This is a genomic window from Bradyrhizobium betae (assembly GCF_050632175.1).
GTDB lineage: Bacteria > Pseudomonadota > Alphaproteobacteria > Rhizobiales > Xanthobacteraceae > Bradyrhizobium > Bradyrhizobium betae_B.
Window position 1 is genome coordinate 4,812,292 of the sequence record NZ_CP192576.1, and the last position, 15,746, is coordinate 4,828,037.

Below are 15,746 nucleotides of genomic sequence, written 5' to 3' on the forward strand. Positions count from 1 at the left end.
AGAGCGCTTGCGAAACCCATAACGTGCCACGCTTGATACTGTCGATGGGCTTCGCTGCGCTCTACCCATCCTGCGAGTTAGTCGATGATGTTGTTTCCCTCCGCCTTCAGGCGGGCGACATTGTCTTTCATCTGTTGCAGCCGTTCAGGAGCGTGGCCTTGCCACTGGGTAACCTCGGCGATGACGCGCAACGGATCGCGGGTGCGATATGACAATGTCGGATTGCCCGGAAATTTCTTATCTGTCACGTTCGGATCGTCCATGATCGGTCCGGTCGGCTCCACGACGTAGATCTCGTCCTGGTGCGGTGCCTGCGGCCAGCTCGGCGCCCCAGATCGCCGCGTCCAGTGTCGCCGCGAAATAGACCCAGGACAGCGGTTGGACGTCTGTGAAGTTCGATGGGTGACCAACGACGATCAGATCGCCGGTTTTCAGATCGGCGCGCGTGCCGTGGAAGAACGATTGCGCGAACATGGTTGCGGCAGATGACATGAGACGATCCAGGTATTGTTAGCAGCGGCAAGGAAGTCGCGTCCGTCATTGCGAGCGCAGCGAAGCTGCGCTCCACCCATCCTATGGGCTGCGGCGACCAGCGTTGGGGGATCGGAGTTCACTTAAAGCGGCGATCCTTTGTAGTGGAGAAAAGTCGACTTTCCAGACATCGAGCTCAAACAGCATTCCATGCTGATCGGCGTTCAACGCGACCGACACTGGCACGCCATCCGCATCGTCAAATTCGGCCTCGCCGATACATCGGCCGAAACGCCGGTCTGCCGTGCCGACAAAGCGAAGGCTCCCCATCCCGCCGTCGTTCATTTCCTCGACGAGGTCAAGATCAACCTGCAAAGGTGAATGCTGACCCAGAATAAAGGCAATTAGATCGCGCTCGTTGGAAGTAAGTGGACGTGGCATCTTGTTTAGTCAGAGCGCAAAATAGACCGTTATCGTTGTAACGATCAGGCCCAGCACAACGGCGAGTACCAGTTCCGTCTTGATGCCGCCGGCGGAATGGGATTGTGCGTCGTCAATCATTCGGCCCGTCCTGATGAAGCGAAAGAGCGAAATCACGATGATTCCGATTCCGATCAGGATCAGGGCGAGGCCGTCATAGTGACTGAACGCTCCCGTGAAGCGGTCGAATTGCAGTCTTGACCCGATCTCCATCCTGCTCGCTTCGGCGATTGTCCGGACGAAGAGGTTGAACTTCTCGACGACAAAGCCAAACGCGATGATTGCTATGCCCGTTCTGACCCAGGCGAGGAAAGTCCGCTCGTTTGCCGCGTGGTCTGAGTATCGCTCGATCATCGAGGCCTCTTCGGATGTTTTGGATGGCGTTCGTCGCGCTATTCCCGCAATTGCGGGTTGACGGGCAAACTCTATGCGAAACCAGGACAAGGCCTCAAAACTGATACCGCCTCAGCCCCCCATCCACCGGGATCACCGTCCCCGTGATGTACCGCGCCACCGGCGAGGCCAGAAACACCGCCAGCGCAGCCAGGTCCTCCGGCTCGCCCCAGTACCCGACCGGAATCTCTTCCTCGGCAAAACGCTCGCGATAATCCGGCGCATAGTTGCGGCGGATCTGCTCGCTCATGATGCGGCCGGGCGGGATGCAGTTGATGGTGATGCCGTGCTCGCCGATCTCGCGCGACAGGCCCTTGGCCCAGGCGTGCACGGCGGCCTTGGCGGCGAAGGCGGCGTTGAGGCCTTCCGGCTCGGACTTACCGGTGATATTGACGATGCGGCCCCATTTGCGTGCGATCATCTGCGGCAGCAGCGCGTGCGCGATGCGGCGGTAGCTGGTGAAATTCAGCGCAATCGCATCGTCCCATTGACTGTCGGGCGCGTCGACCGGCAGCGGGCGGCTGCCGCCGGCATTGTTGACGAGGATGTCGACATGGCCGAGCTGATTCAGCGCGAAGGCCGCGATGTTCTCCGCGGCATCCCTGGCCATCACGTCCTGCTCGAACGGCGTGATCAGGCCGCCGCCAACCTCCTTCGCCAGCTCGGCAAGCAGGTCAGTGCGCCGCGCCACGCCGACGACGCGCACGCCTTCGGCGGCCAGCCCCTTGGCGATGGCACGGCCGATGCCGATGCTCGCGCCTGTCACGACGGCGGTTTTCGATTTGAGCCCGAGGTCCATGGTCACACGCTCCCTTGTTTCGGGTTTTGATTTTGGTGTTCGTTTGCTGTTCGTTTGCTGTTCGTTTCCTGCCTGCCCAGGTGCGGCGATTTGCCCGACCGGGACGAGCAGTGGTAACCAAGAGCCAGGTTGAAGGAAACACGAAAAAGAAAAGGCGCCTCTCGATGGTCTGGGACCCGCAGCAATATCTGAAATTCTCCGGCCACCGGCTCCGGCCCGCTGTCGACCTGTTGATGCGGATTCCGGATTTCGGCCCGCGCACGATCGCAGACCTCGGCGCCGGCGCCGGCAATGTCACCAAGCTGATCAAGGAACGCTGGCCGGATGCGACCGTTACCGGTGTCGAGGGCTCGGCCGAGATGGTCGCTGCCGGCCGCAAGGCGGCGCCCGACGTGGAATGGTCACATGAAGACCTCGGCCATTGGCGTCCCGCGCAGCAATACGACGTCGTCTATTCCAATGCCGCACTGCACTGGCTGCCCAATCATGCGGCACTCTTCCCGTCGGTGATGGAGAAGGTGAAGCCCGGCGGCATGCTCGCGGTGCAGATGCCGCGCAATTTTCTGGCGCCCTCGCATGTGCTGATCGGCGAGACCGCGCTTGATGGTCCGTGGCGGTCCAAGGTCGAACATCTCGTCACCCCGCCGCCGGTCGAGGGGCCGGCCTTCTATCATGATCTGCTTTTGCCCTTGTCCCAGAATATCGACATCTGGGAGACCGAGTATCTGCAAGTGCTCGAAGGCGAGAACCCGGTGAAGGAATGGACCAAGGGGACCTGGCTGACGCGCTACCTCGATGTGCTGCAAGGCGACGAGAAGGCCGCCTTCGAAGCCGCTTATGGAGTGCGGGTCGCCGAGGCTTACCCGAAGAACGTGGCGGGACAGACGCTGTTCCCGTTCCGGCGGCTGTTCATGGTCGCCCAGCGCAAGGGCTGAGCGCGCGACCGCAATGCGACATAAGCGCTCGCTCCTCGGGCTGGGCGCGGGGGCCGCCTTGCGTCACCAACCGGCGTCGAGATAGCTTGCCTGCGACAAATTGGGCTTAGGTCTAGTTGTTCAACTGGTGGATTGCTGCCACTACTGACGGCGTAGAATAAAAAACCCGGTTTTCAGGGGTATTGGGGAGGTCCTTCATGCACAAACTGCTTCTTGCGGTCGCTGCGGCCGCTTTCGCTCTCGCCCCTTCGATTGCCCAGGCTCAGAGCCCGATTGTCATCAAGTTCAGCCACGTCGTCGCCAACGACACGCCGAAGGGCAAGGGCGCACTGAAATTCAAGGAACTCGCCGAGAAGTACACCGACGGCAAGGTCAAGGTCGAGATCTATCCGAACTCCACGCTCTACAAGGACAAGGAGGAGATCGAGGCGCTCCAGCTCGGCTCGGTGCAGATGCTGGCGCCGTCAACGGCAAAATTCGCGCCGCTTGGTGTCAAGGAGTTCGAGGCGCTCGACCTTCCCTGGCTGTTCAAGGACGATGCGACCTATTCCAGCGCGATGAAGGGTACGGTCGGCAAGTGGCTGTTCCAGAAGCTCGAGACGAAGGGCATCACCGGGCTCGCCTATTGGGACAACGGTTTCCACATGGTCTCGTCGAATCGTCCGCTGATGAAGCCGACGGACTTCCAGGGCCAGAAATTCCGCATCTCCGGATCGAAGGTCGCCGACCAGTATTTTCGCCTGATGGGTTCGATCCCGCAGATCATGGCGTTCTCCGAAGTCTACCAGGCGCTCCAGACCGGCGTGGTCGACGGCTGCGAGAACACGGCGTCCAATTATCTGACCCAGAAGTTCTACGAGGTGCAGAAGGACATCACCGTGTCCTACCACGCGCATCTGCAATATGCCGTCATCGTCAACTCGAAATTCTGGTCGGGCCTGCCGCCGGACATCCGCACGCAACTCGACAAGGCGATGAACGACGCGACCGACTACACCAATTCGATCGCGCGCAAGGAGAACGAGGACGCGCTGGCGGAGATCAAGAAGACGGGCAAGACCACGCTGCATTATCTGAGCGACGCCGATCGCAAGGCATGGCAGGAAGCGATGCAACCGACGTATAAGTGGGCAAAGGGGCGGGTTGGGCAGGAGGTGCTCGACCTCATCTCCAAGGAACTCGACGTCAAGATGAACTGACGACAGCGTTTCCGTAACGACAATCCGAACGGTCGGGGGTGAACGCGCTCCCGGCCGTTTCGCTCTTGAAGACAGACTGATTCCGGGGGCCAAGTTGCTGCGTGTGCTGAATCGTTTTCTCGATCACCTCGAGGAATGGCTGATTGCAACTCTGATTGCGGCGGCCACGCTGCTCATCTTCGTCGCGGTGCTGCACCGCTACGGGGCGGGGCTGTCGATTGACATCGCCAAATGGGCGGAGGCGCGCAGCCTGACCTTCATCGCGGTGCCTGCGCGCGCCGCGTTCGCCTGGCTCGCCGCGCTCGACCTGTCGTGGGCGCAGGAACTCTGCATCTACATGTTCATCTGGATGGCGAAGTTCGGAGCGGCCTACGGCGTCCGCACCGGCATCCATGTCGGCGTCGACGTGCTGGTCAACGTGCTGCCCGGCGGGTCGCGCCGCCGCGTCATCACCTTCGGTCTGCTGTGCGGCGCGCTGTTCACCTCCATCGTATGCTATTTCGGGGCCGCGTTCGTCGGACAGATGTGGCAGACCGGCCAGCAGTCGAACGATTTGGAAGCGCCGATGTGGCTGGTGTATCTCACCATCCCCCTCGGCTCCGGCCTGATGTGCTTCCGTTTCCTGCAGGTTGCCTGGTCGTTCTACCATACCGGTGAGCTGCCGCATCACGATATGGCGGGGGTCGAGGGTGTCGAGCCGGATCCGGTTCATCCGGCTCCGGTCACGCGGAGCCAGGTCGTCCGGGACGAGCGCAGCCCGCTCGGCTGGATCCTGATGCTGCTGCCGGTCCTGATCGTCGCCATCTGCTTCGCCCATGCCGCACACATCATCACGCTGCCGCAAGGCCTGCGTGTCGCGATCGTGTTCGGGCTCCTGCTCTCGTTGATGCTCACGGGCATGCCGATCTCGATCGCGCTTGGTCTCACCGTGCTCAGCTTCATGTTCACGCTGACCGACGTGCGAACGGAGTCGGTCGCGCTGAAGCTGTTTACCGGCATCGAGAGCTTCGAGATCATGGCGATCCCGTTCTTCATCCTCGCCGGCAACTTCCTGACGCATGGCGGCGTGGCGCGACGGATGATCGCGTTCGCAACCGCTTTGGTCGGCCATTGGTACGGCGGTCTTGCGCTCTCGGGCGTGGTCGCCTGCGCGTTGTTCGCCGCGATTTCCGGCTCCTCGCCGGCCACGGTGGTGGCAATCGGCTCGGTGATCCTGCCCGCCATGATCGCGCAGGGCTTTCCGAAGCGGTTCGGCGCGGGTGTCATCACGACCTCAGGCTCGCTCGGAATTCTCGTTCCTCCGTCGATCCCGATGGTGCTTTTCGCCGTGTCCACCAACACCTCGGTGGGCAAGCTCTTCATTGCCGGCATCGTGCCGGGGCTCGTGCTGGCCTTCCTGCTTGGGGCGACGACCTTCTATCGCGCCTGGAAGAATGACTATCCGCGGATGCCGAGGGCGACGTTCAGGGAGCGCTTCGATGCGTTCCGCAAGTCGATCTGGGGCATCCTGCTGATCGTGATCGTGATCGGCGGCATCTACAGCGGCCTGTTCACGCCGACGGAGGCCGCCGCGGTCAGCGCGGTCTACGCCTTCATCGTCGCCGTGTTCATCTACAAGGACCTGAAGCTGCGCGACGTGCCGCGCGTGCTGCTGTCGTCGGCGAATCTTTCGGCGATGCTGCTCTACATCATCACCAACGCGGTGCTGTTCTCATTCCTGATGACCTACGAGAACGTGCCGCAACAGCTGGCGCAATGGATGATCGACCAGGGGCTCGGCTGGGTCGGCTTCCTGCTCGTCGTCAACCTGCTGCTGCTGCTGGCCGGCAACGTGATGGAGCCGTCCTCCATCATCCTGATCATGGCGCCGATCCTGTTTCCGGTCGCGATGAAACTCGGCATCGACCCCATCCACTTCGGCATCCTGATGACGGTCAATATGGAGGTGGGGCTGTGCCATCCACCTGTCGGGCTCAACCTCTATGTCGCGTCCGGTATCGCCAAGATGGGCATCACGGAGCTGACAGTCGCGGTGTGGCCGTGGCTGTTGACGATGCTGGGATTCCTGGTGGTCGTGACATACTGGCCGGGTCTGTCGCTGTGGCTGCCGAGGCTGCTCGGCATGTAGGACCCAAGAAGCGGCCCCATGGCTAACGCGGGGTAAACCCGACCGTTCAATTGCCGTCGCCGTGAGTTGCACGCATTTTACGGATGCACGGTACGACCATGCCAGCGGAACGGGCTGGCATGTTGTTCAAAAGAATGGAAACCGGAGCGGCGTCGATTTCCGACGCCGTCTATCTGGAAGTCATCACGACCCTTCACGGCACGACGATGCCGAACATCCTCGCAGCCGCCTGCCTTGCGATGGTCGGGGCCATCACGACCTACGAGACCGGCGACGCCGTGACTGCGACGCTGACGGTTATCGGAATCGCCGTCGCCATCGTCCGCCTGTTCGAGATTGTCGCATTCCGCCGCCGCCTCGTGCATCCGCCGCAGCCCGGCCGGGCCGAAGCCGCGCGCTGGGAGCGGCGCTACATTGCCGGCACGGTCGCGACGGCCTTGGTGCTTGGCGTGTTTGCCGCGCGCAGCATCGTGCTGGGCGATGCGCTGTGCTGCGTCATGGCGATCGGCATCGGCTTCGGTTTTGGCGCCGGTGTGGTGGCGCGGCTGGCGCTACGTCCCGTCGCGGCGCTGCTCGATCTCGTCGCGATCGCAGCGCCAGCCGCGATCGTGACGTTCATGCAGCCCGACCTCCGCCATGTCGGGCTCGGGCTCCTCATCCTGATGTATGTGGGGGCGAGCTTCGAGATGGTGCGGCTGAGCTTCAACGCCTCGATCAGCCAGATCACGCTCAAGCGGCAGTTCGAGCAGCTGGCGCGCATCGACCCGATGACCGGCCTGTCCAATCGTTCGGTGCTGGCCGCGGACCTGCCGCCGCTGCTCGCGGACGGCATGGTTGCCGTCCATACGCTCGATCTCGACTTGTTCAAGGAAGCCAACGACCGGTTCGGCCATCCCGTGGGCGATGCGCTGCTCAAGCAGGTCGCCGGCCGACTCAGAGCGATCGCCGCGACCGGCGACCTCGTGATCCGCATGGGTGGCGACGAGTTCGTGCTCGTGCAGCGCGCGGCCGAAGATGCGGAAGCGGCGGCCCATCGCATCGTGCAGTCGATCGGCGCTCCGTATGAGGTCGAGGGGCAGGTGATCGAGCTCGGCGTCAGCGTCGGCGTTGCCGTTGCGCCGGACGACGGGCGCACCGCCGAAGCGCTGCTGGCGCGCTCGGACAAGGCGCTTTACCGGGCCAAGCAGGAACGCGGCGGTTATGTGCTTGCGCGGGACCTGCGAACGCCGGGCGCGAACGCGGCGGGCCAGCCGGTTGCGAAAGGAATCGCTGCGTAAGCGGTTGGAACCGCAATCGAGATGCGGTTAGATGCCTCCCCAATTAGGACGAGCCGGGGAGGGCCTTATGAGCAGCATCGAAGCCGACACGCCGAAGGACGCAACACCGTCCGTCATCGCGCAGCAAGCGGCGATGCTGATTGCGCTGCCGTTTTCCGACACGCGGGATTTCGATGACGCCGCGCGCGGCTTCCTCGGCACGATCGAGAACGCGGAGATCACGGGCCCGCAGGGGCGGACGGTCTGGAGCCTGAAGCCCTACGGCTTCCTGTCCACTGAAGAGGCGCCGCCGACGGTCAATCCGAGCCTGTGGCGGCAGTCGCGGCTCAACATGCAGCACGGGCTGTTCGAGGTCGTGCCCGGCGTCTACCAGGTGCGCGGGTTCGACATCGCCAACATGACGCTGATCGAGGGCGACAGCGGCGTCATCGTCGTGGACACGCTGACCTCGATCGAGGGGCGCGCGCCGCGCTCGATCTCTATTTCAGGCACCGGGGCCTGCGGCCGGTCGCGGCCGTGATCTTCACCCATACCCACACCGACCATTGGGGCGGTGCGCGCGGCGTGCTGGAGGAGGATGCGCTCGCGACTGGACGCGTGCCGATCATCGCGCCGAACCTGTTCATGGAGCACGCGGTGTCCGAGAACATCATCGCGGGACCGGCGATGCTGCGCCGGGCGCAATACCAATTCGGCCCGTTCCTGGCAAAGGGCGTGCGAGGGCAGGTCGATTGCGGCCTCGGCAAGTCGATGGCGGCGGGCTCTGTCGCGCTGCTGCGACCGACCGACCTGATCATGGCGACCGGCGACCGGCGCGTGATCGACGGCGTCGAGTTCGAATTCCAGATGGCGCCGAACAGCGAAGCACCGGCGGAGATGCATTTCTTCATCCCGCGCTACAAGCTGCTGAACCTCGCCGAGAACTGCACCCACAATTTCCACAATCTGCTGCCGTTCCGCGGCGCCGACGTGCGCGACGCGCTGGCCTGGTCGAAGTACCTCAACGAGGCCCTCCAGCTCTGGGACGGCAAGGCGGAGGCGATGTGCGGCCAGCATCACTGGCCGGTGTGGGGACGCGAGCGCATCGGCACCATGATCCGGCAGCAGCGCGACCTCTACAAGTTTGCGCACGACCAGACCATCCGCCTGATGAACCACGGCCTCACCGCCACCGAGATCGCCGAGACGATCCAACTGCCGAAGAGCCTCGAGGGCGCCTGGCATGGCCGCGGCTATTACGGCCACATCCGCCATAACGTGAAGGCGATCTACCAGAAATATCTCGGGTGGTACGACGCCAATCCGGTCAATCTCGATCCGCTGCCGCCGGTCGAATCGGGCCGGAAATATGTCGAGTACATGGGCGGCGCCGACGCCATTCTCGCACGCGCGCGTGTCGACTTCGACAAGGGCGAGTTTCGTTTCGTCGCGCAGGCACTCGGTCATCTCGTTTTCGCCGAGCCGGACAATGCGGCAGCACGCGCGCTGCTCGCGGACACGCTGGAGCAGCTCGGCTATGCCGCCGAGAGCGCGACCTGGCGCAATGCCTATCTGTTCGGCGCGCAGGAATTGCGTCAGGGCATGCCGAAGACGCCGGCGCGTCCGCCGATGCCGCGCGAGACGCTGGCTGCACTGCGTACCTCACAGCTATGGGACGTGCTCGGCATTCGCCTCAACGGGCCGAAGGCGGAAGGAAAGCACATCGTGCTGAACTGGAGCTTTTCGGATACGGGCGAGACGTTCGTGCTCAATCTGGAGAATTGCGCACTGACCTACACCGAAGGCGTGCAGGTGGAGGGCGCGGACGCCAGCTTCACGCTCGCGCGCGCGACACTCGATGAGGTGATCGGGAAGCTGACGAGCTTTCCGGAGGCGGTGGCTGCCGGAAAGGTCAAGCTCGCGGGAAACCCGATGAAGCTGGCAGAGCTGATGGGCCTGATGGACGAGTTTCCGCGGATGTTCGAGATCGTGGAGCCGAAGCGAGCGGTGGTGGTCTAGCCACCGCTGTCTCCGTCATTGCGAGCGCAGCGAAGCAATCCAGAGCCGCGGCGGGCGTTGTGTGAACCAAATCCGGCCGCGGCGTACTGGATGCCCCGCTTTCGCGGGGCATGACAGCGCATTTTGAGGCGACAGTGCCCGCTATTCCGCGCTGCTCACCAGCTTGATCCGAGGCGCTTGCGCCTCGATCAGGCTTCGGTAGGCTGCGAGATAGTCCAGTGCCATGCGCCGCGCGGTGAAGCGCGTTTCGAACTGCTTGCGGATCGCGGTGCGGTCCAGTTGCGGCAGCCGTTTGACGACGCCGGCCGCGCTGAGGATGTCCTCGACCACGAAGCCGGTGAGGCCCTCGTCGATGATTTCAGGCACCGAGCCGCGGTTGAAGGCGACCACCGGCGTGCCGCAGGCCATGGACTCGATCATTACCAGACCAAACGGCTCCGGCCAATCGATCGGAAGCAAGAGGCCGAGCGCACCGCTGAGAAAATCCGACTTCTCGTGATCGCCGATCTCGCCGATGAACTCGACCAGCGGATTGTTCGTGATCATCGGCTTGATCAGCTCGTCGTAATAATCCTGATCGGCGCGATCGACCTTGGCCGCGATCTTCAGCGGGATGCCACACTGCATCGCGATTTTGATGGCGCGATCGACGCCTTTCTCGGGCGCGATGCGGCCGAGCACTGCGAGATATTCTTGCTTCGCCGGCTTCGGCGTCAACAAATTTTCCGGCAGGCCGTGATGGATGGTCCTCACCCAGTTCGCCTGCGGCACCGGGCGCCGCTGCGCATTCGAGATTGAGATGACGGGGACCTTGGAGAAGGTGTTGAACACGGGCTGATGCTCGGGAAGATCGAGTCGGCCGTGCAACGTGGTGAGGAATGGCGTCGGCTGCCGGTAGAACAGCGACCACGGATAATAATCGAGATGGAAGTGGAGGAAGTCGAACTCCTCGTCGTCACATTTCTGCCGCACGCGCTCCAGCATGACCATATGCAGCGCATTGGGATCGCGCACGGACCCGTCGAGGCGAAGCGCCCGCGGCCAGGTTGCGTCCAGCTTCGCCGACGTCTGTGAATCGCCGCTGGCAAACAGCGTCACGTCGTGTCCAAGGGCGACCAACTCTTCCGTCAACCAGTGCACCACCCGCTCGGTGCCGCCATACAGCTTGGGTGGAACAGCCTCCGTCAACGGAGCTACCTGCGCAATGCGCATCTCACCATCTCCTCTGTGCGATCATGGAAGTCTAAGCCCCCACCGTGTGTCGGCACCGGCATGCCAGTCGGGGGAACGTTCTCGCAATTGCGAAGTTCCTCTCTCGAACGTTACTTCTTCGACACACCGCAACGTGGTCGCGATGATGCCATCAGCTCTTCTCACATCGTCCGCATCCGCATGTCGTGATGGTTTGGCCCGGGAACCGAGGCGAAGCGGTCGATGTTCAGTCGATCACCAAGAAAATTAGAAACATCACGACGGGGTCGCAGTCACATGGATCATCTTTCTGGATACGCGCGCAGGCCATTTGCCTTTGTCTTGCGCTATCTGCGGCGACATCTGGCCACGCACCTGGTGATCCTGACCGCTGTCGTTGCAGCCGTTGCCTGCTCAGTGGGCACGCAATACGGCGTCAAATCCCTGGTCGATGCTCTGTCGGCGGGACCGTCGCACGGTGGAAGCGTATGGCTGGCATTCATTCTGCTCATGTCACTGATCGCTGCGGACAACTTCCTGTGGCGGATCGCGAGCTGGACAGCGAGCTTCACCTTCGTTCGTGTCACGGGCGATTTGCGCCGTGACATATTTCGTCATCTGACCGGGCATTCACCGAGCTATTTCTCCGACCGGATGCCGGGCATGCTGACCAGCCGTATTACGGCCACGTCGAATGCCGTGTTCACGGTGGAGAACATGTTCGTCTGGAATGTGTTGCCGCCGTGCATCGCCACAATTGCGGCGATCGCCCTGATTGGAACCGTCAGCCCCTATATGGCGCTCGGACTGATCGTGATCGCAGGCGGCATGGTGGCCGCCATGTTCCGTCTCGCCGCAGCCGGCAAGCCGCTCCATGACGACTTCGCCGACAAGGCCGCCGTCGTCGACGGCGAAATGATCGACGTCATCAGCAACATGCCCCTGGTCCGCGCCTTCTGCGGCATCGGCCATGAGCACGAGCGGTTCGACGCGACAGTGAACCGGGAGCTCACGGCGCGAAGCCGCAGCCTGCGCTACCTGGAGAAACTGCGCCTGTTGCATGCCGCCGTGACCGTGCTGCTGACGATCGCCTTGATGGCCTGGGCGGTCACGCTCTGGCAGAAAGGCGAGGCGACCACCGGCGACGTCGTGTTGGTCTGTACGCTCGGCATCTCGATCCTGAGCGCGACGCGCGACCTTGCCGTTGCGCTGGTCGATGTCACCCAGCATGTCGCGCGCCTGACCGAGGCGATCGCGACGCTGCTGGTGCCGCATGAGCTGCGCGATCATCCGGAGGCGGAGCCCCTGGTCAAGAGCGGCGCGGCGATTGCATTCAACAACGTCACTTTCGGTTATCCCGGCAGCGAGAAGATCTTCGAGCGGTTCAGCCTGCGGCTGCAGCCCGGCCAGCGCGTCGGCCTGGTCGGCCAGTCCGGCGGCGGCAAGTCCACATTGTTCACGCTGCTCCAGCGGTTCTACGACGTCGACGAGGGCAGCGTCACCGTCGACGGCCAGGACATCTCCATGGTCACCCAGCTCAGCCTGCGCGAAGCCATCTCCGTCGTGCCGCAGGACATCTCGCTGTTCCATCGCTCCATTCGCGAGAACATCCGCTATGGCAGGCCCAATGCGACCGACGACGAGGTGCTGCGCGCGGCGATTGCGGCGCGTTGCGACTTCATCGACGGCCTGCCGGACGGCCTCGACACCATGGTCGGCGACCGCGGTGTCAAGATGTCCGGCGGCCAGCGCCAGCGCATCGCGATCGCGCGCGCCTTCCTCAAGGACGCGCCGATCCTGCTGCTGGACGAGGCGACCGCCGCGCTCGACAGCGAGATCCGAGGAGGCGATCCGCGAGGCGCTATCGCGCCTGATGCGTGGCCGCACCGTGATAGCGATTGCTCATCGCCTGGCAACGCTGCGGAATTTCGACCGCGTAGTGGTGCTCAAGGGTGGTAAGATCATCGAGGACGGCTCGCCCGAGCGCCTGATGCAGGGCCACGGGCCCTATCGTGAGCTGGTCACGCAGGAAATGAGCCGGCTCGCGCAAGCAGCCGCGTAACAGTCGCGTTCGAGTCGTTTGCGTCTTGACACCAGCGCAGGGGAGCAGCCGATGGCGGCCGAAGCCGTAACACAACTCGTCTCCGTGACCCGGACCCTGGAACAGGTCGCCGAGCAGCCGTTCTACATTCCGATGACAGGGCCATCGGCGCGGCCGCGGCGCTCGCTCAAGCACGACGATACCTTCATCGTGCTCGACAGCCACGGCGACATCGGCGCGTCCGCGGGCGGGCCCGACGGTCTGTTCAACCATGACACGCGCTATCTGGCGCGGCTCGAGCTCGTACTCGACGATCTCCAGCCGCTGTTGCTCGGCTCGAACCTGCGAGACGACAATTCGGCGTTGACCGTCGATCTCACCAATCCCGACATCTACCGCAGTGGCAGCCTGGTGCTGCAGAAGGACCTGCTGCATATCGTGCGCACGATCTTTCTGTGGCGCGGCACAGCCTATCAGCGCATTGGCGTGCAGAACCATGGCGACCGCCGCGCCATCTTCGAGCTGACGCTGCTGTTCGGCAACGACTTTGCCGATCTGTTCGAGGTCCGCGGCGAACGGCGCGCGCGCCGGGGACCGGCACGAGCAAATTGCTCGGGCCCACCGACGTGCTGTTCGAATACCGCGGCCTCGACGATGCCGCGCGCACCACCGGGCTGCATTTCGACCCGCGGCCGACGAAGTTGTCGGTGAATGCCGCGACCTGGCAGCTCGAGCTCGATCCGCACGAGTCGAGATCGCTGTTCGTGGCGGCGTCCTGCAACCGGCCGATCGCGGAGAAGCCGGCGCGCTTTTTCAGGGGCCTGCTGGCCCATCGCCGCGAGATGCGGCAATCGACGATGGGGGCGGCCAGCATCGAGACCTCCAACAACATCTTCAACGAGGTGCTGTGCCAGGCCATGGCCGACCTCAACATGCTGATGACGGAGACGCCGCAGGGCCGCTATCCCTATGCCGGCATCCCCTGGTATTCGACGACGTTCGGCCGTGACGGCCTCATCACCGCGCTGCAGATGCTGTGGGTCGACCCGCGCATCGCCAAGGGCGTGTTGCGACGGTTGGCGCATTTCCAGGCCAAGGCGGTCGATCCACTGGCCGATGCCGCGCCCGGAAAGATCCTGCACGAGATGCGCGGCGGCGAGATGGCCGCACTGCGCGAGGTGCCGTTCGCGCAATATTACGGCAGCGTGGACTCGACCGCCCTGTTCGTCATGCTGGCGGGGCGCTATTTCGAGCGCACCGGCGACGAGAAAACGCTCGCCGAGCTGTGGCCGGCGATCGAGGCAGGGCTTGCCTGGATCGACGGTCCCGGCGACCCCGATCAGGACGGCTTTGTCGAATATCAGCGCGCGACCGAAAAGGGGTTGGCCAACCAAGGCTGGAAAGATTCCTACGACGCGATCTTTCATGCCGACGGTCAACTCGCAGAAGGTAATCTCGCGCTGGCGGAGGTGCAAGGCTACGTCTTCGCCGCAAAACAGCTCGCCGCGCGCTGTGCGTTGCGGCTCGGCAAGCCGGAGCTTGCCAGAAAGCTGGAGGCTGAAGCCAAGGCGCTGGCCGAGCGGTTCGAGAAGGCATTCTGGTGCGAGGAGCTCGGCACCTATGCGCTCGCGCTCGATGGCAGGAAGCGGCCCTGCAAGGTGCGGACCTCGAATGCCGGGCAGGTGCTGTTCAGCGGCATGATCCGCGAGGATCGCGCGCGTCTGGTCGCCGCCGATCTGATGGGGCCGCATTTCTTCTCGGGCTGGGGCATCCGCACCGTCGCGCAGGGCGAGGTGCGCTACAATCCGATGTCCTATCATGACGGGTCGATCTGGCCGCATGACAACGCGCTGATTGCGCTCGGGCTCGCGCGCTACGGGCTGAAGCATTCGGTCGCGCATGTCTTCAAGGGCCTGTTCGACGCGGCCACTTACATGGACCTGCGGCGGCTGCCGGAATTGTTCTGCGGCTTCCGGCGCGAGAAGCGGCGCGGACCGACGCTCTATCCGGTCGCCTGCGCGCCGCAGGCCTGGGCCAGCGCGACGCCGTTCACGCTGCTGGAGGCGGCGCTCGGCATCGAGTTCGACGTCGGCCGCGGCGAGATCCGGTTGCGCAATCCGCATCTGCCGCCGTTCCTGAACGAGGTGATCTTGCGCGATCTGCGCCTCGGCGAGTCCAGCGTGGATCTGCGCGTCAGCCGCCACGGCGACGACGTGGCGCTGGAGGTCTTGCGCACGCGCGGCCAGATCCAGGTGTCGATCGTGCTGGCGCGCTAGCGGCGTCGGCGAGGAGGGTTCATGCGTAGCGCCGGATGGTTGTCCCTGAGCGTCGCGATCGTCGCGGGATTGACGGTCGCGATGTCGCGTGCCGCCGAGGCGCCGCCCGCGGCCTCGAGCGAGAATGCGTCGGCGACGGCAGCGCCGCCGGCCTCGACGGTTCCGGTCACGCCGAAGGACGCCGCGCCGCCGCCGTCGGTGACGATCATCGGCGCCAGCGATGCGCATGGCGTGCTCGGCCGCGACGTGCTCAGCGCAGCGAACGAGGGCATGGGCCGGATCGTCGACGTCATCGTCGATCGGAGTGGCCGAGTTCGCGCTGCTGTCATCGATTTTGGCGGCTTCCTCGGCGTTGGCAGCCGCAAGATCGTGGTGGATTGGAACGCTCTGCGGTTCGGCAAGATCGCAAACAAGAAGGACAGCATCACGCTGGAACTGACCAAGGCGCAGGTCGCGGCCGCGCCGGAGTACAAGGAAGACACGCCGATGGTCGTGCTCGGGGCGTCCGGGAGCCTGCAGCCGCTGCAAGCTGTTCAGTGAGGCGCGGGGAGGAATGGC

At 63.7% G+C, this 15,746-nt stretch carries 10 protein-coding genes and 5 pseudogenes; 10 read left to right on the forward strand and 5 right to left on the reverse strand.

The annotated features are described in order from the left end of the window. Positions 1–77 precede the first annotated feature (77 nt). From arr to ACQ86E_RS23225, 4 genes and pseudogenes are all read right to left on the reverse strand, one after another. Positions 78–492, reverse strand: a pseudogene (arr, locus tag ACQ86E_RS23210) (NAD(+)--rifampin ADP-ribosyltransferase). An 81-nt stretch (positions 493–573) separates the two neighbouring features. After that, positions 574–912 carry a DUF6984 family protein gene (locus tag ACQ86E_RS23215; RefSeq protein WP_431201974.1) on the reverse strand — a complete coding sequence of 113 codons (339 nt, stop codon included), beginning with the start codon at positions 910–912 and terminating at the stop codon, positions 574–576. Positions 913–921: 9 nt separating this feature from the next. Continuing rightward, positions 922–1,305: a YidH family protein gene (locus tag ACQ86E_RS23220; RefSeq protein WP_431201975.1), complete on the reverse strand. Its 384-nt coding sequence runs from the start codon at positions 1,303–1,305 to the stop codon at positions 922–924. Between the two features lie 94 nt (positions 1,306–1,399). Then, a complete protein-coding gene (locus ACQ86E_RS23225) occupies positions 1,400–2,143 on the reverse strand; it encodes an SDR family NAD(P)-dependent oxidoreductase (RefSeq protein WP_431201976.1) in 744 nt (247 codons plus the stop codon). 164 nt (positions 2,144–2,307) lie between these two features. Between ACQ86E_RS23225 and ACQ86E_RS23230 the strand changes: the two genes are divergently transcribed. The 6 genes and pseudogenes from ACQ86E_RS23230 (at position 2,308) to ACQ86E_RS23255 (ending at position 9,680) form a co-directional block, all read left to right on the forward strand. Continuing rightward, positions 2,308–3,078, forward strand: coding sequence for a methyltransferase domain-containing protein (locus ACQ86E_RS23230; protein WP_431201977.1), 771 nt, complete (start codon positions 2,308–2,310; stop codon positions 3,076–3,078). A 197-nt stretch (positions 3,079–3,275) separates the two neighbouring features. After that, positions 3,276–4,277: a DctP family TRAP transporter solute-binding subunit gene (locus ACQ86E_RS23235; RefSeq protein ID WP_431201978.1), complete on the forward strand. Its 1,002-nt coding sequence runs from the start codon at positions 3,276–3,278 to the stop codon at positions 4,275–4,277. Positions 4,278–4,542: 265 nt separating this feature from the next. After that, a pseudogene (locus ACQ86E_RS23240) lies at positions 4,543–4,902 on the forward strand (TRAP transporter small permease); the annotation flags it as partial. A gap of 222 nt (positions 4,903–5,124) precedes the next feature. After that, positions 5,125–6,405 (forward strand): TRAP transporter large permease, encoded by a 1,281-nt coding sequence (locus ACQ86E_RS23245; RefSeq protein WP_431206540.1) that lies wholly within the window; start codon positions 5,125–5,127, stop codon positions 6,403–6,405. 119 nt (positions 6,406–6,524) lie between these two features. Then, on the forward strand, positions 6,525–7,682 hold the full coding sequence (locus ACQ86E_RS23250; protein ID WP_431201979.1) for a diguanylate cyclase domain-containing protein: 1,158 nt from the start codon (positions 6,525–6,527) through the stop codon (positions 7,680–7,682). A 67-nt stretch (positions 7,683–7,749) separates the two neighbouring features. Further along, positions 7,750–9,680 (forward strand): annotated as a pseudogene (locus ACQ86E_RS23255) (alkyl/aryl-sulfatase). A gap of 141 nt (positions 9,681–9,821) precedes the next feature. On the opposite strand, the gene ACQ86E_RS23260 reads toward ACQ86E_RS23255, so the two are convergent. Beyond that, on the reverse strand, positions 9,822–10,892 hold the full coding sequence (locus ACQ86E_RS23260) for a glycosyltransferase family 4 protein (RefSeq protein ID WP_431201980.1): 1,071 nt from the start codon (positions 10,890–10,892) through the stop codon (positions 9,822–9,824). 276 nt (positions 10,893–11,168) lie between these two features. Between ACQ86E_RS23260 and ACQ86E_RS23265 the strand changes: the two are divergent. The 4 genes and pseudogenes from ACQ86E_RS23265 to ACQ86E_RS23280 all read left to right on the forward strand — a co-directional run bounded on the left by ACQ86E_RS23265 (position 11,169) and on the right by ACQ86E_RS23280 (position 15,728). Continuing rightward, positions 11,169–12,933 (forward strand): annotated as a pseudogene (locus ACQ86E_RS23265) (ABC transporter ATP-binding protein). 132 nt (positions 12,934–13,065) lie between these two features. Continuing rightward, a pseudogene (locus ACQ86E_RS23270) lies at positions 13,066–13,619 on the forward strand (glycogen debranching N-terminal domain-containing protein); the annotation flags it as partial. A gap of 324 nt (positions 13,620–13,943) precedes the next feature. Next, a complete protein-coding gene (locus ACQ86E_RS23275) occupies positions 13,944–15,188 on the forward strand; it encodes an amylo-alpha-1,6-glucosidase (protein WP_431206541.1) in 1,245 nt (414 codons plus the stop codon). Between the two features lie 21 nt (positions 15,189–15,209). Next, the gene (locus ACQ86E_RS23280; protein WP_431201981.1) at positions 15,210–15,728 is read left to right on the forward strand and encodes a PRC-barrel domain-containing protein; all 519 of its coding nucleotides are present in this window, start codon (positions 15,210–15,212) and stop codon (positions 15,726–15,728) included. Positions 15,729–15,746 lie beyond the last annotated feature (18 nt).